Raw genomic sequence first — 22,235 nt, forward strand, 5'->3', positions numbered from 1 at the left:
AACAGATGTTTCTTCACGTGTTTTCCTCCTGGCAAACTCATGCAATTGGCATTCGCGTGGCGGGTTCCGCTCACTGTCGACGGCGCGATTTTCTCTTCCCGTCCTGAACTAGCCATGAACGGGCGGTATGCGTGAGTCAAATCCGGCTCTGCGCAATGACAATGCGGATACTGCGCAGCGCACGGAAGAAGGCAGGACCTGCGTGGGTTGGCGTAAGACTGCGATTTTCCGTGCGGCGCCGGGGACTTTCTTTTGAGGCCTCGGCAGCTTAGATGGCAGCAAGCGTCATGCGGGAAAAGGCAGCAGTCCCCGGCAACCAGACTTACACATCGCTCGGCCCGGACGGGCGCACGGGGTGGAACAAGAGAGGTAGGAGCCATGACCACGCGTCGACAGCTGATCACCTGGGCCGCAACTGCCTTCACGGCCGGCTGCCTTGCGCCTGTTGGCTTGTCGATTGACGCCGGCCACCTCAGCATTGCGCCCGGCACGGCTGCCGCGCAAGGCAATGGCGGCGGCAACGGTGGCGGAAACAGCGGTGGCAATGGTGGCGGCAACGGCGGCGGAAACGGGGGTGGCAACGGCGGCGGAAACGGGGGTGGCAACGGCGGCGGAAACGGGGGTGGCAACGGCGGCGGAAATGGGGCTGGCAATGACGGCGGCGGCGGTAGCGGCAATGGCGGCGGAAATGGGGGCGGAAGCAGCGGCAACGGAGGTGGAAACAGCGGCGGGAATAGCGGCGGCAGCAATAGGGGCAGTGGCGCTGGCGCCAGCGGCACTGCGGCCGGGCGAAACGGAACGCCAGATGCGCGCGGCGGGGCTGGCCGGACGGAAATGCGCACCAGCGGATCCTCGATCTCCGTTCGCCATGGCAATGGCACCGTCGAGCGTATTGTCGGCGGCCGCTATGAAATGCGCGATGCCCGTAACCGTCAGATCGTCAATCGCAGGGCGACCGCGTCAGATCGGGCCCGGCTGAGGTCGTTCCGCCGCTGAAGGCGTGTGAGCGGCGGCATCGCGCAGCGCCAGGGCCGCCTCTGTGCGGTTGGTGACGCCCAGCTTGGAAAAAATCCGCGTCATGTGATGCTTTATGGTCTTTTCGTGGAGATCGAGCGCGATGGCTATCCGTTTGTTGCTGAGGCCGGAGGCCACCAGGTTCAGGACATCCTGTTCCCGCTGCGTGAGGGCCGCCAGCGGATGCTTCTCTTCGACGCGCGACAGGGTCTCCACGAGCCGGGCCGATAGACCGGGCGCGACATAGGTCTCGCCGGAGGCCACCGTGCGCACCACCTCGGCCAGCGCCTGAGAGCCCACCCCCTTGAGCACATATCCCTTGGCACCATGCTTCAGGGCCAGTGCAAGATCATCACCGGCTTCCGAGACTGTCAGCATCACGATCCTCGTCGACGGGTGCTTTTCCAGGACGCCCTCGATCGCCTGCAGGCCCGAGCCCGGCATCGAGATATCCATCAGCATGATGTCGGGCGCGATCCGTGCGGCGATTGCGACCGCCTCGTCGCGGGTTGCGCCCTCGGCGACGATCTCCAGTCCCGGACATTCGGCCAGGCTGCGAATCACGCCTTCGCGAAAGAGCGGATGATCATCGACCACGGCGATGCGAATGTTGCTCATGATGTCTGTTCCACTTCCTCTGCATTGATGGTCATACGCAAACGCGTTCCTTCCGGAGAGCTTTCGATCGCGTAGCTGCCACCGAGACTTTCGATGCGTTCGCGCAGTCCGGCCAGGCCCAGCCCTTCCGATCTCGTGCTGTGGACGTCAAAGCCGGGCCCCTTATCCTCCACCTCGACGACGATCGCGGCGCCGTCAAAGCCTTGCCAGACCTTCTGGCCAAGACCCTTGCCGTGATGAAAGCCGTTATTTAGCGCCTCCTGCACAAAACGGTAGATGCAGATCTTCGCAGAGTGCGCCAGAGGCCGCGGTTCGGCCGATACCGTAAGACCGACGTCGGCGTCCGTCCGTTGCCGGTGGGCACTCACCACGCGTTCAAGCAGATCCGGCAGATCGGTCGCCTCGATGTGGGGAAGAACCAGCCCGCTGCAGATGCTGCGGATTTCCTCCATTGCCTCGTGCAGCCGCGCCTTGATGCCGTCGATCTCCTGTTCACGCACCGCGTGGGGCGTGTCCGGCGCCACCAGCGCCGGGCTGTCGATTCTCAGCGCCGCAAACGCAACCAGTTGTGCCGGACCGTCGTGAAGATCGGCCCCGAGCCGGCGCAGATAGCTTTCGTTGAGCGCCGTTGCCCGCTGCGACGCCCTTTGCGCCCGGGCATGGAGCTCCCGGTTCTGCCGCAGGAGATCCGACAGTTCCGTCACTCTTTGCGTCAGGGCCGCCTGTTGCTGCTCGATGGTACGGCTTCCCCGCAAAACGACGGCCGAAAGCGACAGGAAGAAAATCGAGATGACCGCAGCCACGGCCATCCAGCTCCACAGCCGCGCCTGCGCAAGACTGTGCTCGAACCCCTCGGCAACCTCGTAGAACTCCGAGACAGCGACAACCTCTCCAGACCAGGGCTGCAGGATCGGGTTGTAGATCTCCAGAAGCGGCCTGCCCAGCGCCCGCTCCGCGGTGCTTTCTTCGTCATCGGGCACCTCGAACTCGGCCACCAATGTCCCGGAGAAGGCTCTTTGGAGACTGTCGCTTGGGCCGAAGGTCTTGCCGATCAATCCCTTGTCGGTGGCATAGAGGATCGTTCCATCGGCACGCCACAGGCGAAACGACATCACCCGTCCTCCGAGCGCGCCCTGGCCAAATGTCTCATCCAGCGTCCGGCTGGTGAGATCGTCCAGGACATCCGTGGTCTGCAGATCGGGCAGCAGTGGCGCGATCACGCTGTCGACGTACATGGCGGTGGTGGCCGCGGAATTGCGGGTCACGGCATCTTCGATGAGCGTGGTGACCAGCGCACCGACAATCAGCATCGCCGCCAGCGACACGACGCCGCCAGCCAGCAGGAACTGCCGTGCCAGTGATTGATGGTGCCAACGCTCAAGAAGTTCAGACAAACGCACTTCACCGGTTCTGGTTGCTGGCGTTCGATATCGCGCGGTGGCCTTTTCCCGTCAATGGCCGGGCAGGCAGCCTCTGCGTCGGCCCGGCGTTCGGCCGCTTCGCCGAGCCACGCCGGCGATGGCCGGGGGAGGGGCGCGCAGGGCAGCAAGACGCCATCGCGGCGCACCCGGTTTTCAGGCTCCTGCTCCTGGATCGGCGCCGCTGCGATGCCAGGGTTCGGACCCTGCTCTCCGTCGTGCCACGTCAGCGCCCCGACTATCGCCGGGAAGAAGCCGACCCGGTCTGACTGAAAGCCCTGGATACGGGCAGAGATGAGCATTTTTGCCGCGGCTCGCCGCTAGTCCAGGTTCAGGTTTCCACCATTGCCGCGGCCGTTGCCGTTATTGCCCTTGCCGTTGCCGCCGCCGTTGCCGTTGCCGTTGCCGCCGCCGTTGCCGTTGCCGTTGCTGCCGCCGTTGCCATTTGCGCGGCCGTTGCCTTGGCCATTTCCAATCCCGTTGTTACCGGCCTGGGCTTGCTGGCGATCGCTGTCACCGCCTTCGCTACTCTCGCCACTGACGCCGTTGGAGCCGGCATCGCCGCTTGTCTGTGCGGAAGACTGATCGCCAAACGAGCTCAGGCCGAGGCCGGCGCCCAGGGGAGCCGGCTGCCCCACGGCCCGCACCGATGCCTGCATCGGCTCGACTGCGAAAACGGAGGGCGGTTCATTGACCCCGGCAACGGACATGGTCTGGGTCTGGTCGACAGTGACCTCTTGGCCCGGTCCAACGTCCGCGCTCTGGCCGCCGGTGAAGGAAGAAACCTGCACCAGTCCCTCATCGACGGAGACCGACGCGGCCTCGTCGGTGACGCTGACCGTAAACGTCGTTCCCTTCACCACGGCGGCGAGAAACGGGGTGTGGACGTAGGTGTGGGGTCTGCTCCGCTTCTCGATGTTGAGGGCGATTTTTCCCTTCTGCTGAACGACCTCCGTCTTGCGAGAGAAAAGCCCTTCTGTGGTGATGACGGCTCCCAGCGTGTTGGGTCCGAAAGACAGGCTTTCCTCACCGCGCGTCAAGATCACGCGTCCTCGTGGCCCCGTCGACATCCAGGCCTGGCTGGGAATGACGCTTCCGACCTCGACAGGCGCCCAGGTCTTCTTGTCGATCGTGTAGCTGACCTGCTTCGTCGTTTTTGAGACCGTCCAGTCCTGCGCCAGCGCGGCCGCGGGAAGAAACGCGATGAGGCACAGAAAGGCGACGTGCAGGCGACTGGCGAAAGAAGACATTGTGACCCCCATGAATGATCTCTAATTTAGCGGAGGCCATCTTAAGAAAGAGGCGATAACATAGGTCGCAATTTATCGATCCGGGTCACGCTATGCTCGCGGTCGTCAGCTTCCCCGCGGAAACGACACGGGGTTTCGGCTTGTCTTCCTGTCCTTGATCGAGGAATTGTTGGCGGTTGGCGTTCGGCGCGCGGCTTTGCAGGCATGGCGTCCGATGCTGTTGGAGCGGGGGTGTCGGCAATTAGGCGCTGACATCAAGCCCGAGCGGCAAGCCCCGGACGAGAGGAGCCGGGTCACATCTGACTCACGCCGCCCGCAGGGCCCTCCTGCCGGGCAGGAAGACTGTCAACAGCCCGAGCGCCGGGAGGACCGAGCAGATGGTGTAGACGGTGACAATCCCGTGCCGGTCGGCCAGGATCCCCAAAAATGCGGCCGCGATCCCGCCCATGCCGAAGGCAAAGCCGAAAAACACGCCGGCGATCAGGCCGACCCGCCCCGGCACCAGCTCTTGTGCCATGACGATGATGGCAGGGAAGGACGAGGCCATCACGAACCCGATGATGCCGGACAAGACGATCACCACCGGCAAGGACGCATAGGGCATGACCAGGGTGAAGGGCAGGACGCCGAGGATCGAGAACCAGATCACCACCTTGGAGCCGAAGCGATCCCCCATCGGGCCGCCCACCAGCAGTCCGGCGGCAGAGGCGCCGAGAAAGACGAACAGCATGATCTGCGACTGCTGGACGCTCACGCCGAAGCGCTCGATAACGAAGAATGTGTAATAGCTGCCGATGCTTGCCATGTAGATGTTCTTCGAGAACGTGAGGATGACCAGTACGGCGAGCGCCGTCATCACCACCCGGCGCGGCAAGCCGTGGGCGTGCTGCTGGCGCTTGCGTCCGGCATTGGCGATCATATGGGCCTTGTACCAGCGGGCGACGCGGCTGAGGACAATGATGCCAAGCATGGCGGCGAGCGAAAACCACGCCACGCTTGCCTGGCCTTGCGGGACGATGATGAAGGCTGCCAGCAGTGGTCCGAGGGCCTGGCCAAGGTTGCCGCCGACCTGAAAGACGGATTGTGCAAAGCCATAGCGGCCTCCGGCGGCCAGTCGTGCCACCCGCGAGGATTCCGGATGGAAGACGGCAGAGCCGATGCCCACGAGCGAGGCCGCAAACACCAGCATGCCATAGGAACCGGCGCTGGCCAGCACGAACAAGCCGATGAAGGTCGAGGCCATGCCGAAGGGCAGCGAGTACGGAAACGGCTTCTTGTCGGTGATCATGCCGATCACCGGCTGCAGCAGTGACGCCGTGCATTGGAAGGCGAGCGTCAAAATGCCGATCTGCCAGAAGTCGAGGTTGTAGTCCGCCTTCAGCATCGGATAGATCGCCGCGATCATCGACTGCATGATGTCGTTGAGCATATGGCAGAAGCTGACCGCGAAAATGATCGGCAGGATCGTCGTCTCGGCACCTGCGGGTCTTGCCACTGCATCAGCCATTGCTTCCTCCACACATGACCCCGTGCCCACTGATTGCGGTCATACGGCCGCTATCGCGGATGTGTCTATGCCAGCCAGCCGGATTACGGTACGCCTGCGCGCAAAATTCAACCCTACCGCTGCATCTGTCAGGCAAAGCAGTCGCTTGCGGGCGGGGCAGCATCATCGAGCGGGCGCACCTGTAGCCGCAGCTGTGGCTCCTGAACCAAAGGTACCGGCATTGCGGACGTGCTTTGAGCATCTTTGGCGCTCGCAACTGCTTCCACCGCAGGTTGCTTTCCCAGGGATGTGCTGCCGAAGGAACGAGCGACGATGGCGGACCGAGAAAAATCTGCCCTGTCTCACAACAGCGCCCCCCGAAAGAGCCACAAAAAACTCAGATGCTGCCATGCTCTTCAAGCGGGCCGGGCGACAGATCGGCAATTCGCGCGGCGGCGGCCACCTCGGCGTCACCTGCCCCGGTCAAAGGCTCTGAACGGTGCGTAATCGACCGGAGCTCGACAGCCACGGGCGCAGACCGCCACCCACCAGGCGATAACGCATGCCCCTTGATCGCGCCGTCTCACCAATGTCAATAGTGGCGGCGGAACGGTGGTGGTTCTGTAAAGGCACGTTACTACGACCACCCTCCAGGATACCCGAGAGCGGGGTCATCCTTCACGAAGAGCGTCCGCAGCCACGCCGATCGCGAGCCCGCCGGCGATGCCGGTCACCGGGTTGTTCAGCACCGCCCCGCCCAACACGGCACCGACACCGATTGCAGAAGCGACACTCAAGGCCATGGCAGCACCCTGCTCGTCTGAAGCGGCAAGAGTTTGAATGGACCGTTCCCGGAGACGTCAATGGTGGCGGAGGTTTATGAAGCAGGACCGAGTCCAAACGGTTGGCGGCACCTGACATTGCCGTTGCTCCGCTTCAATTGACGCCTCACGAGGCGCCGGTCGGTCATTCCATCAGGAGGCGGGCTCTTGTCGGTGCGGGAGAGTCGACGCTCAAGGGGCTGGTGCACTACCGCGGCTGGCTCAGGCAGATCTTGAGCCTGCCGCAGTCGTCCTATGCCGCGATCCGGCGGGCGGCCTTGTCGGCTGCCTTGCGATCTGCGCCGTGTTCAGCGATGATCTTCGCAGCCTCTTCAACGGAAATCCGGTGTTTCTTGGCGAGCGTTTTGGGCTCGTAGGATTGCGTGGACGCAGAGGCGTCTTGCTGTTGTGCCATGATGGTTTCCTGAAATGAACGAACCAGCCACGCGTGGTGCGGGCCATGTGCCGTGTATCGTTCATATGGGGACGAGGTCCGTCGAGAACCAGCCCGCCACGTTTGACGGGCCGCCGATCATGGAGTGCCTGGTCGAGGGCGTCGAGCACAAAGCCGGCATGAGCAGTCCAACTTGCCCGCCAACCGACGATACGGCGGACAAAGGCATCGATGACAAAGGCTACGAAGCCCGGCCCGGTCGCGGCATAGGTGAAATCAGAAAGCCTGCGCATGTTCGGCGCGGGAGCATTGAAGTAGCGATTGACGCGGTCGAGCTTGGCGCGGACGCGGTGATCGACTGGCGCGACGTCTGGAGCTTGACGGCAGCGGCCTCCCAACTGCCGACATGTACAATGACCCAGGCGTTGACGGCACTCACTTGCGCTTCGCAGCCAGTAATCTTCTGGTAGATGCCGTAATCGCCCGATGCTCCGCACGCGGCTGGTAGCCATCCACACGCCAAGATCTCAATCGCACCTGGATTCGCTAGTTGACTTGATGCTGCTGGAAACTCGCCACAAAAATTGAGACGTGCTCAAGATGGAAATATTGCCTCTCTCGCAGATACAGCTTTACAAATCGCACGGGCACATCATGGGAAATGTCAATAACCAAGCATTCTGCGTTAGCGCCGAACACTTGAGGGTCATCTGGCGCGAAGACATCGAAATATTCTTTGCCTTCGTATGATAATGCGACGGCGACAGTTTTCGCCCTTTCCGAACAAGCATCCGTTCGATTGTGAAGCTCGATCTTCTTCACGAAGTAGCCGCTTCCCAACGGAAGGATGATATGCGGCTGATCTTCAAGATCAGTATGGAATCGGAGGTATCCCTGAGGGCGGTCAGCAAACTGCCACCCTACGGAATCCTTGTACGTCGAGCTGACAATGTAATCCAGGTTTTCAGCGACGTTGAGTTCGCTCGGAGTATCGTCGATCATCCATCTTCTTTTAAGGCAAGGCTCCAATTCCTCCAACACGCCGAGGCGGTCTAAGCTTTGTTTTAGCGCTGCTTCCGCCAGGGGCAGTGCAATATTTGAGAGATGGACGCCGTCGTAAAGAAACTCCGCTTTCGTCGCGTAATGCTCGTCGACGAGGTCTTCGAATATCGACGTATGATCTATTTGACTCACGTTCTGCGCGAACCGGCAAAGATACTCGTTGAATTTGAAGGTTGCATAGTTCCGCTCGAGGCATGTTCCAAATGTGGGGAAGTTTGGATTGAACTTCATTTGATCCAGCGGAGAAGTTGGAATGGGACCCCAAAATATACAGGGAACTTGGTAGCGGTTGCTGAAGTTCTGCACAAAATCGAAGTACCGGGAAACGATGGACTTGACCTGATCCGCGATGCTCGTGGAAGACTTGATCGCGTTCTTAACTGCATGGACGCGGCAGTCGATTTCGCCGAAACAGAATACAACACATCCGTAGCGCTCGCCTTGCTCTCGGTAAAGCGCTTCAAGTTTGGCTGACACCTGAGCAGTGGATTGTTCGTCGCCGATATTGAAAGCGGTCGCACCTACTACGTGGAGGACGTCCACCCCAGCAAATACGCTTTCTTTTGCGCGCATATGATTGTAGCCGGTCCAAAACTTTGAATGGCTGTCCCCTACAAAAAGGATACGCTTTGACATGAGTATTCTTCCTCACTGGTTAGGGAAATGCAGACAAATTGGGCTCAACGAACCGGGCTGCTTTAGCGCTCGCCCGCTGTGATCATCGCAAGATATCGCGGCGCATAGTCGGAGCCCACAGTGGTGTCGAGGTGGCTGAGGACAAGATGAGCAAGATCGTAAGATCCGTAGCAACTGTGCATGATGAATGCGTATTTTTTCAGTTTCTCATCGGCCACCTGGCTTAGATCCATCCAATCGCGAACGTAGATGGCGTCGGACCAAATACTTTGGCGAAGCCCAACGTTCGCATTGCCGTCCACGACGATGGGCTTAAAGGATCGCATCCCGAAGCCTGAGAACGTGTGAAACTGAAACCCGTGGTGACGTAAAAAGATGTCGACGTCGGCAAAGAGCGGTTGCCCTTTGTAGAGTTCAACAAATTCGACCTCCACCTGAACAACAAGAGCATGTCTCAGTTTTTCGGTGCCATTGCGAAGAGCGTTCAACTCCGAGCCTTGAATGTCCATTTTTAACAGGTCTATGTCCGTTATCTCAGACACATTGTTGAGCCGGTGGGTTTGCACTGAATGCTTCTGCACTAAAGTGGTAGCCTCACCAAGGTTGCTAAACTTGTTCAGCAGCTTCTCGTTCGGTTCAAACAAAGATCCCGTGAGCGCCCAGTTTGTTTCGTAAAAAGTAGCATCCAGACCTGTTCCGATAAAGTAAGGCAGGTAGGTCTCATAGTCCTTCTTCTGGGCGTTCAGCTTCTCGATCTCGGCTGGATTGGGTTCAAACCCAGTCACTCTGCCGTAGCCTTCGGTGAGTATGTTTTTATAAATGGGCTCCTCAGCTAGTGATGCGCCGATGTCGACGATCTCGATCGGCGACGATATTCCAAGGAATTCATGGAGTTCCATTTAAAGGGATCCAGTTGCTTTCAGTAGAGACTTCTAATCGGTAAATTGCTGTGCTTGCCCGTAGCTGACTGACCTCGCTAACGAAGTATTTCGCCACGTTCGCCGTTGTGCGGCACCGCCCTAACCTCAAGAGGTGGTGACGCAGGTTTTTATTGCGCGTTTTTCGGGCACAAGTCGCGCGACTTGACCCCGGATACCGGTGTTAGGTGATATTGCATCAGAGTAACCTCGTCCTGCGTTCGCATGGCCGCCTGCGTGGCTTCGACCGTCTCAAACAGGCTTGCGGCGACCCTGGAGATCGTTTCCGACCGTCTTGCCCGCTCGATCAGGAGGCCGGGAGCGGTGCACAATTCGGTCGGGAAGGCGCCGCGGAAGCCGTAGCGCTGCAGTTCAATGACGGACCATACGGGCATTTGCGGAAAACGAAGGGCGAGCGATCCGGTTCGAGCATAGTCGGTCGTGGCGACCCATCTGGCGCCCGTTTCCTGCAGCAGGTCGGTGACGGCGTCTTGTGTCGCTGACCATCCGCGCGTCTGGTTTGGTGGATTGTCGGCCGTGCCGATCGGGGTGGCCGGATTGAATGCGGTCGCGACCGAACCGACGCTCAACAACAATGCACCGGCGAGGGTGGCCTTGATCCAAAGCTGCGGCGACTGCGCTTGGGCGAGTCCAAAGGTTGCAGCAATGGCGACGCACGCCTGCAGCGGCACGATCCAGTTGGCTTGAACCGGCGCATGTGTCGCGTGATAGGTGAAATAGAGCAGGAGCGGAATGGAGCTCCAGATCAACAGCGCGCAATCCTTTGGCGGGGCTTTGAGAGCTCGAAACGCAAACCAGGTGACCAATGGTGTCGGCGCCAGGAGCAGGAGCGCGGCGTATTCCCCCAGATATCGGGGCGAAAAGCCGGAGGCGACAAGGCGCGCGCCCTGGCGCTCAAGGCCGAGCCAGTCGTTTTGCAGGTTCCAGAACAGATAGGGAAGAAGCGGCAGAATCGCCGCGGTCACGGCCATGTACGGCAGACCTGTCAGCAGGTACGCACGGCCTTTGGGCGTGGCGATCAGGTAGGCCAGCAATCCGAAGGCCAGGAAGGCATTGGTGAACTTCGACAAGCCGCCAAACCCGATGAATAGACCTGTGCAGATCCACCACAGCACCGCAAAACGCGTATCTGGGGGCGTGCTGACTGCGCGGACGGCAGCCCAGAGTGCTGCGATCCAGAACAGGGTGGATGGCGCGTCGGGGGTGGCGAAACTGCCCAGAGCAAAGACAAGCAGGTTAAGATTATAGAGCATCGTCGCCAGCACTGGCAGTCCGACAACGCCCCCGGACACGCGCCGCGCGATATCGCCCACAAAGTATCCCGAAGCGACAAAACCAAGCACCGGAAACAGGCGGATGCCGAGCGCCGTCTCACCGAAGAGGCTGGTCCCCATGCGGATCATGTAGGCGATCATGGGCGGATGATCGTAGTAGCCAAGCGCCAGATCACGGGCCCACAGCGCGTAGTAGGCTTCATCGTCAAAGAGGGGAACCGATGCGGCAATGGCAAGGTGAATGGCAAGAAACAAAAGGGATATGGTGACCACCGAAAGCCGCATCAGATTGCTACCTTTATGGGAAAATTCCGTGTCGCCAAGACCGGCGAATCCGAGGAGGCATCACCGGTCCCGGGTCTGGAACACGGTTCCTTCCGCCGCGCCGCAAGCGGCATCAGGCGCGCAAGGCTGCCAAGCGGTTGCGAAAGTCGGCTGAGCTGCAGATTCACCCGAGGTGAGGCCCGCGATCACACCGCGCTCCCCACGCCCCTTCAGCCGTTGTGGTTCGATCTCAGTGCGCTTCGGCGTTTCTGAGCGTTCCCATGGCCTTCCAGGCGGATCCAGGAGCTGCCCGTCAAGGCACGATAACCATCTATCAGCAGAGGCGCCCGAAAGAGGCGGTCAGCCTGTCGCTGGTAGAAAGCAGAAAAACCCACCACGCGGCGCACGCCCGCGGCTTCGTCGCGTGGCAGCGTGCACGGGCGAACGCCAGCAGCGAAGGGTTGATGTGGCGGGATCTGCCGGTCGACGCTGGCCGCTCGGCGCGATTCAGACCGCTTCGGAGCCGGGGGAGCCGACGATATGATGTATGTTGGCTCTGACCCGTGCTGCGAAATCTTGATCCTGTTCTGCATCTGACAAAGGCGTGAGATAATCTTCGACAGACGCAACCAAGCGATCACTGAACGTCGGATCGGTGGTCATGGCGTGCGCAACCAGGGCTTGAAGCGTGGCATAGATCGCCTTTTTTTGGGCTCCGGACGCAACGCCGAACCTGTCGTTGACTTCGTTTTCCATCTTCTTCGGCTCCTCTGAACATGATTGGATGAAGGCAGTTGGCCTCTGCAGGCGACCTTTTTTGGGTTGGCTGCAAGCTGGCGTCAGCATTTCCCGCGATCAGGGCATGCCCTCCTGACGTTGCCGCTGTCGTCTGGCGGTCAGATCTCGTCGCGCAGCGCCCGGTCGACAAAGTCGCCGGGATCGACGGTGAAGTCCCTGTAAAGCTTGAAATGGCTTGTATCGCATAGTTCCGTTTCCGCAAGGCCTGCACGGGTGATCTCCAGCAGCCGGGCACCAGGGACCGCCATCAGGATGGGCGAATGCGTCGCCATGATGATCTGCGCATTCGCCGATCCCTGAATCCCATTCAGAATTCGAAGCAGCTCCAGCTGGCGCTTCGGGGAAAGAGCGCTTTCCGGCTCGTCCAGCAAGTATATTCCCTGTCTTGACATGCGCTCCTCGAAAAAGCGCACGAAACCTTCACCATGGCTCCAGGATAGAAAATCCGGCGGTGCTGCATTGGCGTCCCGGGCCGCCTCATCCAGGAAGCGTGCGACCGAGAAGAAGGATTCGGCGCGGAAGAACCAGCCCCCGGTGATCTTGGGCAGCCAGGCGGCCCGCAAAACACTGGCGAGGAGTGCGCCGCTGCGATCGACGGCGCGGGAGTGATCGATCGGCATGTAACCTTTCCCGCCCCCGGCTTCGTCAAAGCCGCACATGGCTGCCAAAGCTTCGATCAGGGTGGATTTCCCGGTACCGTTCTCACCCACTATGATCGTCACCGGTGTCGCGAAATCAAGAGAGAACTCCCTATCAAGCCACGGCAGATTGAACGGATACTGCTCGCCAAGGCTGGCATCCTCCTTCACCCAAAGGCGCTTCAGGTAGGGGGCGGGCAGGTTTGTCGATCTGTTCTTTCTCATCACAGACATTGGCACCGGGAAAGCTATTCGCGTTCATGGGATGGGCGGGCGCGGCTGCGCCAGCTCCTTGTCACACGTTTCTGGCGTCCGCGCCAAGATCGAGCCGACATGCGACACATAGTTCTGCTCATCCTGGGTGGCCAGAACACACCAAAAGGTAAGTTTGAGTTTTCTAAGGGACAGAGTTGAAGATGCATAGGATTTCAACAGCTCGCTTTGGCCACGGTGGTCGGTTGAGCCGCTTTTCGTTCACCGTCTCTCGGGCAGCCGGCGCAGTTTCCAGGATCAGACTCTATGTCGCAGGCTGGGATGGAAACGTGCGGATCCAGCGGCGACCTGCATTGATCGCCGCAAGAGCTCCTGTCCGACGCCGGCCAAAGGCGTGCCTTTCCGGTGTCATTCACGCCGATCCTCACATGGCGGAACGCACTGGCCCCACTGGTCCGGATATCGCCGCCCTTGCGTCGTAACAGTGTTAAGTGCTGCAGTGTTCGCTAACCGGACTTCGCCGCGGGCTCGCGCCTTTCTACGATCGTCGCCACCTCATCGCTGTGACGGGTTCCCCACTCGCATAACGGGGCGAGCAAGCTTGCCAAACTTCGACCAAAGGCGGTCAGCTCGTATTCGACGTGCGGAGGCACTGTCTGGAAATCAATGCGGCGGATGACCCCATCATCGGTCAGTTCCTTGAGGTGCTGGATCAGCATTTTCTCACTGACATTGGTGACGAGCCTGCGCAGTTGACCGGTACGCTTCGACCCGCTGGCCAGATGATAGAGAATAAGCGGCTTCCATTTGCCCCCGAGAATGGCCAGAACCGCTTCCAGGCCACATTGGAAATTCGTAGCGCTCATTCGGGTCTCCAACCGGATACTCACAAAACAGTAAGTACTCAAACAAATGTCTGCTTTGTTCTAATGGGATCGGACGTCGATGTCGACGTGCAAGCGATCGGTGATCGCCGGGCAGAACCCGCAGGACGCAGATTGACAGGAGCCTGCCCATGAAATTCGGATGTGTCAAAGCAGGTTTGGTTGCGCAGACCATCGGGTCGATTGAGAGTGGTAAATCCCGGGTTCGCCGAGCGAAGAGCAGACGGTTGATGCCGGCAAAGCTCCTGTTCGTCCTGATGGCGGTCCTGTTGAGCAAGGCGGCTGCGTGGCCGCAGCAGGACCTTGCTCCTCCTCCACCAGCGGCGTCGCCTGCGGCCGCCGCGCCTCAAACGGCAGCGCCCGGCCAGCGAGCACTCACGGCAGACGATCTCGGCGCCTGGCTCGACGGTTTCATGCTGACCACATTGGAGGCGGGCAAAATCGCGGGTGCCCAGATCGTTGTCGTCAAAGACGGTGAGGTGCTCCTCCAGCGGGGCTATGGCCATGCGGATGTGGCGGCCGGAACACCGATGGACCCGAAGCGGCATCTGATGCGGATCGGATCGACGTCGAAGCTGTTCACATGGACTGCCGTGATGCAGCAGGTTGAGGCCGGAACAATCGATCTCGATGCCGACGTCAACGACTATCTGGACTTCGAAGTTTCCCCGCCCGGGCAGCGGCCCGTGACGATGAGAGATCTGATGACGCATCGGGGCGGTTTCGAGGAAGGGTTGAAGGATGTTCTCGCCACCGACCCGGAACGGCTGAAGACCACTGAGCGCTATCTGAAGGAAAACATCCGCCCCTTCATGTTCGCGCCGGGAGAGGTGCCAGCCTACTCCAATTACGGCACCGCCCTTGCCGGATATGTCGTTCAGCGTGTCTCCGGAGAACTCTTCGAAACCTACCTTGAGCGTCACATTCTCGCGCCGCTGCGCATGCATCACACAACGCCGCGCCAACCCCTTCCGCCAGCATTCGAAGAGACGCTCGCGAACGGGTACCGCACCAGCGACACGCCGCCGAGCCCCATCGAATTTGCGGGAACGGCGCCCGCGGGCCAGATTTCTGCAACGGGTGCAGACATGGCGAACTTCATGCTCGCGCACCTGCAGGATGGACGCTTCAAAGGCGAGCGGATCCTGCAGCCTGAAACCGTCCGTGCCATGCATATGCCATTGCTGCAGGCGCCGCCGGGCTTCGACACGCTCGCCCATGGTTTCTTCCGCGGGTACCGCAATGGTCGCATCGTCCTCGGACATGCCGGTGACACCGTCGTGTTCCACAGCGATCTGAACCTGCTCCCGGAGGAAGGCGTCGGTATCTTTGTCAGCTTCAACAGCAGAGGCGAAGATGATGCGGTCTATGGCGCGCGCGAGCGGCTCTTCCAGCTCTTCCTGGACCGCTATTTCCCGGCGCCGGCGCCGGTCACGCCGCCGGCGATGGCAACCGCGCCCGAAGATGCGCTGGCCATCGCCGGGAGCTACGAAAGTTCGCGCCGTGTGGAGTCGGCGTTCATCAGTCTGTTCTACCTGCTTCAACAGGATCAGGTTGTCGCGAACGGCGATGGCACGGTCAGTGTCTCGTCGCTCGGCACCAAGCGATTCAGGGAGATTTCGCCCGGTCTCTGGCATGAAGTGGGCGGCACGCGGCAGCTGCTCGTGACCGAGGCAGGAGGCCGGCGCGCTATCCTCGACAGTCATAATCCCGTCTCGATTCTGCAGGTCGCACCGACAGGCCGCAGCGGGGTGTTGTTCCAGCTTGCCGCCGGCCTCTCGTTGCTCGTCTTGCTGTGCACGGCCATCGTCTGGCCGATTGCGGCATGGGTGCGTCACACCCGGCACCTTCCACCTGCAGCGACGGGCCGTGCGGCCCTGGCTCGCCGCCTGACGCGGGTCGCCGTCGTGGCAAATCTCGTCTATCTCGTCGGCTGGTATGCGATCCTTGCGCCCATTTTGCGCGTCGATGTCGGCTTCTACAATGACAGCCTCGACGGCTTTATCCGCCTTTTGCAGGTTGCCGCCATCGTGCCGCTGCTTGGGGCGCTGCTGGGAGGCTGGAATGTCTGGCTGTCCTTTACCACAGCCCAAGGCTGGGCTGTGCGGCTGCGCAGCCTGAGTGTCGCCCTGGCGCTGACCGGCAGTCTCTGGAGCGCATGGATGGCGGGCTTTATCGGCTGGAGTCTCAATTACTAGGGGAATGGACGCGATTCTCGTGCAGGAGAAACGGCGGCCAGTGCGCCATCGCCGAAGCCGGGAGTTTCGGGATCTCAGGAGGCGGCAAAAATCCACGGTGCGCCGATTGCCCGGTTCATGCCGCACAGCATCAGCTGGCGCAACACGCCAACGAGTGCCCCTCGGCAGATTACGACACAGGGTGCTCGTGGTCGCCCTCAGGCAGACGGGTCGGTTGGCCTGGACCTGGGGCGCGCGCTGGCAGGTGCAGGACCTTGCAGCACCTGGATCATCGATGGCGTCGAGGATGGCTTCGACGTGCCCGTCTGCAGCCGGCGCAACAACTCTTAACGAGAGAAAACCCAATCCAACGTCAAAATCGGACTTAGTGGTGCCAGATCCAATCTCGAAGGGCTGGCGTGAGCGACATGACACTGATGATGGGGCTGCGACAGCGGGGGTATCTGCTTGAAACTGCACGCAGGTCCCGTGGAAATCTGCCAGGTCGTTGGCAGGCACCTTGATGTCTTCCCAGGCGTCTGGTGCGAGGCGATATATGCCGTGGCTTTCAGCTATCCTCTTGTGCTGTTTTCTGGTTGGCTGCACGGCGCCGGCCCGTATTCCCTACGACCCGAAAGCGGCATCGGCGGCCCGCGTCGACGGATTTGACGACATCCGCATCTATGCCGACTCGAGCGGACAATTGCCACAGTCTCGGAGTTGGCTTCCCGTCCTCAGACACAAGGAAATCAACTACCTCGTCCTATCCGGCGGGGGTGCCCGAGGGGCGTTCAGCGTCGGCGCTCTGAAGGCCTGGTCGGACAAGGGTCAACGGCCCGAATTCGACATGGTCAGCGGCGTCAGCACCGGTGCCCTGATTGCGCCCTACGCCTTCCTCGGTTCGGCCTTTGATCACACGCTTGTCGAACTCTACACAAGCGGCGTCGCTCGGGATCTGGTCGATTTGAAGTTCTTGCCAAGGGGCCTGCTGGGTTCGAGTCTCCTGAGCCAGGAGCCGCTTCGAACGATGGTCGAACGGTATCTGACGCGCGGCACGCTGGAGAGGATCGCCGCAGAGCATCGCAAGGGGCGACGCCTGCTGGTCTTGACCTCCAACCTCGATTCGCAGAGGGCGGTGATCTGGAACATGGGCGCTATCGCCGACAGCGGCCGCCCCGATGCGTTGAAGCTCTTCCAGGATGTCATCATCGCCTCGGCCAGCCTGCCCGGGCTTTATCCAGCCGTGCTCATCAAGGCCACAGCCGGTGGGCGAACATTTGAGGAAATGCACTCCGACGGCGGATCCGCCACGCAAATCCTGACGATCCCGGAGGGTTGGATTGCCAATGCGCAAGACGACGAGTGGCGCAAAGGGCAAAAGTTCAACATGTACATTCTCGTCAACAACGCCCTGATGCCGGAGTTCGCCCTGACCACCAACAACACTTTCATCGTCATGGCGAAGGCAAGCTCACTCCTCATCAAATCACAGACACGCAGCGCGCTGTTGGCCACCTACGCCTATGCCCAGAAGACCGGCATCCGCTTCCATATGGCGTCCATCGATGTGCCCGTCTCCCATGAGCTCACCGATCCATTCAATACCAACTACATGCGTGCGATCTACAATCTCGGCTACGCGCAAATGGCACACGGCAGCCTGTGGAAAGACAGACCCTCCTTCATCGCCACACCCGCAGGTATCCAGACAGTACAGCAGCAGTAGCCGTGACTTTTGCATGGCCAACAGGAGAACAAGATGTCGAAATTTTGCCATTGCTCGGCAGCCCTCCAGCGAGGAAAGGAAACGACGATCCCATGCTCGAAGTAGTCAAGCACCGCGTCGCACTGCCGCTCGAGGATCCGGGAAAGGCGAAGGCTTCGGCAGCTTCCAGCAACCCGCGCGCAGGCGCAACATGGTGGACAAGGCTGTTGCTGGCCGGGCTGTTGCTCGGCCTTGGCATGATGGCCGGCATCTATATTCAGCCGATGGCCGTCCGTGTCCTTGAGACGGCGGCAGCGGATTCTGGCGGTACGCCCGTCGCGGCGGCCCTGGAGCAGGGGGAGGAGCGATCGGGAGGTGAGGAGAGGGCGCTCGATGTCGTTGCACTCGGCCGTCTCGTCCCCCTTGGCGGTATTCTGGCCGTGGCTCTACCCAACGGCGCGGGTGATGCGCGCATCGCCCGGCTGCTGGTCAACGAAGGCGAACAGGTGGCCGCAGGACAGATCCTCGCGGAACTGGACAACATGCCCGCGCTGCTTGCCGCCAAGGCCTCGGCGCAGGCCAATGTGATGGCCCAGCAAGCCTCGCTGGAGCAGGTACGCTCATCGACGCTCGCCAATCTCGCGGAGGCGCGGGCCAATCATGCGGCGGCCGAAGCGACACTGATGCTTGCGAACCAGGAGGCCGAGCGCCAGACCAGGCTTGCTGCAGGCAAGCTGACCACCCAGGTTCTGATCGAACAGGCGCGCGCCAACGCTGCCAAGGCGCGGGCCGAGTTCGACCGGACGGCCGCACTCGTGAACCGATACAGCGGAGCCGGGACAGGCGATCAGTCCGACATCTTGCTGGCGGCACGCAACCTCGATCTGGCGCGCGACAACCTGGCCCGTGCCAGCGAAGACCTTGCCTCCGGACGGGTCGTGGCGCCGCGAGCGGGAGGTGTGCTGGAAATCCACGCCCGCGTCGGTGAAAAACCAATGGCCAGCGGCGTGATGACCATAGGCGATGTCGCACGCATGACGGCTGAACTGGAGGTCTATCAGACCGAGGTGAGGATGGTTGAACCAGGCCAGATCGTGAGCGTGACGGGACAAGCGCTGTCAGCACCCCTGACAGGCAGGGTCAGCAGGGTGGGGCAGATTGTCGGCCGTCAGTCTGTCATGTCGACCGAGCCTGCCGCCAACGTGGATGCGCGCGTCGTCAAGGTGGTCGTCACGCTCGATGCTGAATCGTCGGCCGCCGCCCGGACCTACACCAACCTCGAGGTGATTGGCAGGATAAGGACAAAGGCGCAATGACGCGGGTATTGCATCTCCTGCTGCGGCGCACGCCGGTCGGTTGGCTGCAACTGATCCACAACCGCATGCGGCTGATCGCGGCGGTGGCGGGTATCGCTTTTGCCAATCTGCTGGTCTTCGTACAGCTCGGCGTGGTGGCTTCGCTGACCAGCGTCACCCAGCTTGTCTTTACGCCGTTCCACACGGATATCATCATTTCGCCGCTGCGACCCCAGTTCCTCAATGGCGAGATGATCTCCCGCCGCCTCATGTATAATACGCTTGCAGATCCTGCCGTGGCGGAGGCGACGCCCCTTTATGTTGAAACCACGGAGTGGAAGCGATCCGACGGGTCTTCAACGACCCTGATCGTCTATGGGATGCTTCCCGAGGCGGCGGCCTTTGCCGGCGAGACGATCGGCGATCAACTGGCGATGCTCGCTCCAGCCGATCGCGTACTCCTCGACACAGCAATCCCCGATATCGATCAGGATCTGGGCGCAGCCGCTGTCGCGCAGCTATCACCTGAGCTGCCTTTGAGGTTCGAGATCGATGGTCATGCCGTCTCTGCGGTGGGTGGGTTCAGGCTTGGCAGCGGGTTCGACACCGCCGGCGCAATGGTTGTCTCGGACCAGACCTTCCAGCAGCTTTTTCCGGAGCGAACCGCCGGCACCCCCAGCCATATCCTCATCCGGGTGAAGCCGAACAAGGATCCGGCCACCGTGGCCGGCCGGCTGAGGGAGCGCCTGGCCTTGGAACGGGTTCAGGTTCGCACAACCGCGCAGGCCATCGCAGACGACGTGACCTACATGAATGACGAAGCGTCGATCGGTATCATATTCGGCATGGGCGTCTTCATCGGCATTCTTGTCGGTCTTGTCATCGTCTACCAGGTCCTGTCAACGGATGTCGCTGCCCATATGAAGGAATACGCGACGTTCAAGGCGATGGGATATCCACACCGCTTTCTCCTCGGCATCGTGTTCGAGGAGGCGCTCATCATCGCCATCCTTGGTTTCGTTCCAGGCGTCCTTCTCGGGGGCGCAATCTATGAGGTGATGTCGGTGGCAACGGGCCTGCCGATCGGCATGAAAGCTGACCGCGCCTTGGCAGTGTTTGTGGGAACGTTTGTCGCCTGCGCGCTTTCGGGTGCTCTGGCAACGCTGCGCCTCAGGCGGGCAGAACCGGCGGAGCTGTTTTGATGACGACCAGCGGTGAACCACCGATTCAACTCCAGAACGTCAATCATTGGTTTGGCTCCGGTGAAACCAGAATTCAGGTGATTTGCGACGCGTCGCTGTCGATCGAACGCGGCACGCTCACCGTCCTGCGTGGCCCCTCCGGCTCCGGCAAAACGACGTTGCTCACGCTGATGGGCTCGTTGCGCACCGTTCAGGACGGCTCGATCCGCCTGCTGGGGCAGGAGTTGCGGGGAGCAAGCCAGGGGAGCCAGCAGATGCTGCGCCGCCGGCTCGGCTTCATCTATCAGGCCCATAACCTGCACGAAAGCCTGACCGCACGACAGAACACGCTGATGGGGCTGCAGGTCCATGGCCCGCGCGGCGACGTGGCAAAGCAGGAGGCGGCCACGAACCATATCCTCCAGTTGCTGGGCCTTGGCCACCGTATCGAATACCTGCCCGAAAAACTCTCCGGAGGACAGAAGCAGCGCGTGGCCATTGCCCGTGCGCTTGTCTCGAACCCGGAGATCGTTTTCGCGGATGAACCGACCGCCGCACTGGATAGGGATGGCGGACTTCAGGTGGTACAGATGCTCAAGGCGCTTGGAGATGCACGTGGCATGTCGACGGTCATGGTCACGCATGACGCCCGCATCATGGATCTCGCCGACCGGATCGTCACCGTCGAGGACGGACGACTGGTGTCAGACTGAAAATGCACCATGCGGGAAGCCCTCCGCCGCGCCCGGAACGGGCAGCAACGGGAAAAAGTGCCATCACCGTAACCATAACGGGGAGCACGCAATTCCAGGCGGTAGACAACAATCCCGCCGCTTCCGCCCTGTGCAAAGGCGGTCAGGAGGTTCCCGGTGTGGTCGCCCTAACGGCTTGGCGCAACTGTCAAAGGACATGATCTTTTGGCGGATGAAGTCGATCGTCCAGCATGGCTATTTGCACCGGCCGTTGCGATCAGGCCTGTCGCGGTTTGGTGGGTTTTGGGACGGTCGGCCACTCTTGCGTCAAAAGAGTGGGAACCCGCTGGCACCAAGGCGTCAATCTCGGCAAACGCCGGACTACCAGACGTGACCTTCGGTTTCCCACTCATGGTCTTGAGCTAGAATTTGTAGCCGACAAGCAACATCGCCGACGGCTGCACGTGGTCTTGAACGATCGGACTGTCCTTTGCGTCTCCGGTCAGGAAGCCGACGCCAGCCTGGCCAGTGACGAACCAGTTCTCCGTTGCCATGTAGGTGACCGACGCTTCAAGATCGAAGCGCTTGACACCAGCGCTTGCATCATATCGCCGCAAGCCGGAGCGCGCGGACTGGGCAGCGGTCACACCAAAGTAGCTGTCCATATGATTGTCGTCCGCAAATGTTGCTGAAGCGCCAGCCGAAAGGATGAAGCGATCGACCTGGTGGGAGACATTTGCGCCGACTTCACCAAGCAGGCTGTCGCTGCCGCCTATCGTCTTGTCCACCTTGGCATAGAATTCCATCGGTCCGATCTCGTATGAGAGCTGTCCTCCCACAATGCCGCCGGCGTCGACGTCGCCAAGACCTCTCAGGTGGCGGGAATCACTCTCTTTGCGCCCTCCACCGAATTCGTAACCGCCGTTGAGCGTAAACTTGAAACCATTGGACTCCAGAACATTGACGGTCAGACCATCTGGATCGACTGTGACCCGGCCGAAGGTTGCGGAGATCATGGGAACCGGAATGATTTCGAACTCGTCCGATCCCTCGAATTTTGGAGCATAGATAGCGCCGGCGCCGACCATGACGTCCCAGTCGGAAAGCTTCTGCCTGATGCCGCCGAAGCGACCTTCGTCGAAGGTCGCTGTCGAGGGGATGGCAGCCTCACCATATTCAGAAAGGTCGGCGGCCCGTGCCTGAAGCAGGGGGCAAGCCAACACGGCAAACCCGGTCGCAATTGCAACATGCCGCCTTCGGGCTAATATTGACTTGAGTATTGACATTGAAATTCGCTCCTGAGGTCCAATAGCGAGCTTTGTGGCGTCCATCGTCAAGTCTGACGGGCCGTGCTTCTCGCGGTCGCATTATCGGAGACAGCGACACAAACTTGGGCTTCGTGATATTAACTTGGGCTTTGTGATGTTAAGAAACGTTGGCGCGATCTTTGCCGTCGATCTGCATTCCTCCCGACGAC

The 22,235-nt window shown here is 60.7% G+C and carries 19 protein-coding genes and 1 pseudogene; 6 read left to right on the top strand and 14 right to left on the bottom strand.

Translation table 11 applies throughout. From position 1 onward, the window contains the following. The first annotated feature begins 378 nt into the window (after positions 1 to 378). Positions 379 to 996: a hypothetical protein gene (locus tag EO99_RS27730; RefSeq protein ID WP_077067163.1), complete on the top strand. Its 618-nt coding sequence runs from the start codon at positions 379 to 381 to the stop codon at positions 994 to 996. Here EO99_RS27730 and EO99_RS0123530 read toward each other — a convergent pair. The 13 genes and pseudogenes from EO99_RS0123530 to EO99_RS0123600 form a co-directional block, all read right to left on the bottom strand. Then, on the bottom strand, positions 961 to 1,635 hold the full coding sequence (locus EO99_RS0123530) for a LuxR C-terminal-related transcriptional regulator (RefSeq protein WP_051680050.1): 675 nt from the start codon (positions 1,633 to 1,635) through the stop codon (positions 961 to 963). The two genes, EO99_RS27730 and EO99_RS0123530, sit on opposite strands and share 36 nt — an antisense overlap. Continuing rightward, positions 1,629 to 3,032: a sensor histidine kinase gene (locus tag EO99_RS0123535; protein ID WP_029621010.1), complete on the bottom strand. Its 1,404-nt coding sequence runs from the start codon at positions 3,030 to 3,032 to the stop codon at positions 1,629 to 1,631. The genes EO99_RS0123530 and EO99_RS0123535 overlap by 7 nt, the downstream gene beginning before the upstream one ends. A gap of 338 nt (positions 3,033 to 3,370) precedes the next feature. Continuing rightward, entirely contained in the window at positions 3,371 to 4,300 is a 930-nt protein-coding gene (locus EO99_RS0123545; RefSeq protein WP_029621012.1) for a FecR domain-containing protein, read from the bottom strand. A 304-nt stretch (positions 4,301 to 4,604) separates the two neighbouring features. Beyond that, a complete protein-coding gene (locus EO99_RS0123550) occupies positions 4,605 to 5,807 on the bottom strand; it encodes an MFS transporter (protein WP_029621013.1) in 1,203 nt (400 codons plus the stop codon). A 650-nt stretch (positions 5,808 to 6,457) separates the two neighbouring features. Further along, entirely contained in the window at positions 6,458 to 6,589 is a 132-nt protein-coding gene (locus tag EO99_RS28540; protein WP_268871323.1) for a hypothetical protein, read from the bottom strand. A 271-nt stretch (positions 6,590 to 6,860) separates the two neighbouring features. Then, positions 6,861 to 7,022 carry a hypothetical protein gene (locus tag EO99_RS28050; RefSeq protein ID WP_173425161.1) on the bottom strand — a complete coding sequence of 54 codons (162 nt, stop codon included), beginning with the start codon at positions 7,020 to 7,022 and terminating at the stop codon, positions 6,861 to 6,863. Positions 7,023 to 7,108: 86 nt separating this feature from the next. Next, a pseudogene (locus EO99_RS27045) lies at positions 7,109 to 7,336 on the bottom strand (IS3 family transposase); the annotation flags it as partial. Between the two features lie 211 nt (positions 7,337 to 7,547). Beyond that, positions 7,548 to 8,699, bottom strand: a complete 1,152-nt coding sequence (locus EO99_RS0123575; protein WP_029621015.1) for a discoidin domain-containing protein — start codon at positions 8,697 to 8,699, stop codon at positions 7,548 to 7,550. A gap of 62 nt (positions 8,700 to 8,761) precedes the next feature. Continuing rightward, a complete protein-coding gene (locus EO99_RS0123580) occupies positions 8,762 to 9,598 on the bottom strand; it encodes an FkbM family methyltransferase (protein ID WP_029621016.1) in 837 nt (278 codons plus the stop codon). A gap of 149 nt (positions 9,599 to 9,747) precedes the next feature. After that, positions 9,748 to 11,196, bottom strand: a complete 1,449-nt coding sequence (locus EO99_RS0123585) for an ArnT family glycosyltransferase (RefSeq protein ID WP_029621017.1) — start codon at positions 11,194 to 11,196, stop codon at positions 9,748 to 9,750. A gap of 486 nt (positions 11,197 to 11,682) precedes the next feature. Continuing rightward, on the bottom strand, positions 11,683 to 11,931 hold the full coding sequence (locus EO99_RS0123590) for a hypothetical protein (protein WP_029621018.1): 249 nt from the start codon (positions 11,929 to 11,931) through the stop codon (positions 11,683 to 11,685). A gap of 140 nt (positions 11,932 to 12,071) precedes the next feature. Next, the gene (locus EO99_RS0123595) at positions 12,072 to 12,845 is read right to left on the bottom strand and encodes an AAA family ATPase (protein ID WP_029621019.1); all 774 of its coding nucleotides are present in this window, start codon (positions 12,843 to 12,845) and stop codon (positions 12,072 to 12,074) included. Positions 12,846 to 13,330: 485 nt separating this feature from the next. Continuing rightward, entirely contained in the window at positions 13,331 to 13,690 is a 360-nt protein-coding gene (locus tag EO99_RS0123600) for a winged helix-turn-helix transcriptional regulator (protein ID WP_029621020.1), read from the bottom strand. Positions 13,691 to 13,938: 248 nt separating this feature from the next. Here EO99_RS0123600 and EO99_RS26070 point away from each other — a divergent pair, with 248 nt between their 5' ends. The 5 genes from EO99_RS26070 (at position 13,939) to EO99_RS0123625 (ending at position 20,779) form a co-directional block, all read left to right on the top strand. Then, the gene (locus tag EO99_RS26070; protein ID WP_051680051.1) at positions 13,939 to 15,906 is read left to right on the top strand and encodes a serine hydrolase domain-containing protein; all 1,968 of its coding nucleotides are present in this window, start codon (positions 13,939 to 13,941) and stop codon (positions 15,904 to 15,906) included. Between the two features lie 535 nt (positions 15,907 to 16,441). Then, positions 16,442 to 17,611, top strand: coding sequence for a patatin-like phospholipase family protein (locus tag EO99_RS0123610; protein ID WP_051680052.1), 1,170 nt, complete (start codon positions 16,442 to 16,444; stop codon positions 17,609 to 17,611). Between the two features lie 2 nt (positions 17,612 to 17,613). After that, positions 17,614 to 18,906, top strand: a complete 1,293-nt coding sequence (locus EO99_RS0123615) for an HlyD family efflux transporter periplasmic adaptor subunit (protein ID WP_156034996.1) — start codon at positions 17,614 to 17,616, stop codon at positions 18,904 to 18,906. Further along, entirely contained in the window at positions 18,903 to 20,087 is a 1,185-nt protein-coding gene (locus tag EO99_RS0123620; protein ID WP_029621024.1) for an FtsX-like permease family protein, read from the top strand. The genes EO99_RS0123615 and EO99_RS0123620 overlap by 4 nt, the downstream gene beginning before the upstream one ends. Next, positions 20,087 to 20,779 (top strand): ATP-binding cassette domain-containing protein, encoded by a 693-nt coding sequence (locus EO99_RS0123625; RefSeq protein WP_029621025.1) that lies wholly within the window; start codon positions 20,087 to 20,089, stop codon positions 20,777 to 20,779. The genes EO99_RS0123620 and EO99_RS0123625 overlap by 1 nt, the downstream gene beginning before the upstream one ends. A gap of 401 nt (positions 20,780 to 21,180) precedes the next feature. Here EO99_RS0123625 and EO99_RS26075 read toward each other — a convergent pair whose 3' ends face one another. Beyond that, positions 21,181 to 22,044: a MipA/OmpV family protein gene (locus EO99_RS26075; RefSeq protein WP_029621026.1), complete on the bottom strand. Its 864-nt coding sequence runs from the start codon at positions 22,042 to 22,044 to the stop codon at positions 21,181 to 21,183. Positions 22,045 to 22,235 lie beyond the last annotated feature (191 nt).

It is taken from the genome of Pseudorhizobium marinum, assembly GCF_000705355.1.
GTDB lineage: Bacteria > Pseudomonadota > Alphaproteobacteria > Rhizobiales > Rhizobiaceae > Neorhizobium > Neorhizobium pelagicum.

Bases quoted from the DNA above. Each gene is read 5' to 3' on its own strand.
- EO99_RS27730 (WP_077067163.1), top strand. From the start codon at position 379: ATGACCACGCGTCGACAGCTGATCACCTGGGCCGCAACTGCCTTCACG.
- EO99_RS0123545 (WP_029621012.1), bottom strand. From the start codon at position 4,300: ATGTCTTCTTTCGCCAGTCGCCTGCACGTCGCCTTTCTGTGCCTCATC.
- EO99_RS0123550 (WP_029621013.1), bottom strand. From the start codon at position 5,807: ATGGCTGATGCAGTGGCAAGACCCGCAGGTGCCGAGACGACGATCCTG.
- EO99_RS28540 (WP_268871323.1), bottom strand. From the start codon at position 6,589: ATGGCCTTGAGTGTCGCTTCTGCAATCGGTGTCGGTGCCGTGTTGGGC.
- EO99_RS28050 (WP_173425161.1), bottom strand. From the start codon at position 7,022: ATGGCACAACAGCAAGACGCCTCTGCGTCCACGCAATCCTACGAGCCC.
- EO99_RS0123575 (WP_029621015.1), bottom strand. From the start codon at position 8,699: ATGTCAAAGCGTATCCTTTTTGTAGGGGACAGCCATTCAAAGTTTTGG.
- EO99_RS0123580 (WP_029621016.1), bottom strand. From the start codon at position 9,598: ATGGAACTCCATGAATTCCTTGGAATATCGTCGCCGATCGAGATCGTC.
- EO99_RS0123585 (WP_029621017.1), bottom strand. From the start codon at position 11,196: ATGCGGCTTTCGGTGGTCACCATATCCCTTTTGTTTCTTGCCATTCAC.
- EO99_RS0123590 (WP_029621018.1), bottom strand. From the start codon at position 11,931: ATGGAAAACGAAGTCAACGACAGGTTCGGCGTTGCGTCCGGAGCCCAA.
- EO99_RS0123595 (WP_029621019.1), bottom strand. From the start codon at position 12,845: ATGTCTGTGATGAGAAAGAACAGATCGACAAACCTGCCCGCCCCCTAC.
- EO99_RS0123600 (WP_029621020.1), bottom strand. From the start codon at position 13,690: ATGAGCGCTACGAATTTCCAATGTGGCCTGGAAGCGGTTCTGGCCATT.
- EO99_RS26070 (WP_051680051.1), top strand. From the start codon at position 13,939: ATGCCGGCAAAGCTCCTGTTCGTCCTGATGGCGGTCCTGTTGAGCAAG.
- EO99_RS0123610 (WP_051680052.1), top strand. From the start codon at position 16,442: ATGCCGTGGCTTTCAGCTATCCTCTTGTGCTGTTTTCTGGTTGGCTGC.
- EO99_RS0123620 (WP_029621024.1), top strand. From the start codon at position 18,903: ATGACGCGGGTATTGCATCTCCTGCTGCGGCGCACGCCGGTCGGTTGG.
- EO99_RS0123625 (WP_029621025.1), top strand. From the start codon at position 20,087: ATGACGACCAGCGGTGAACCACCGATTCAACTCCAGAACGTCAATCAT.
- EO99_RS26075 (WP_029621026.1), bottom strand. From the start codon at position 22,044: ATGTCAATACTCAAGTCAATATTAGCCCGAAGGCGGCATGTTGCAATT.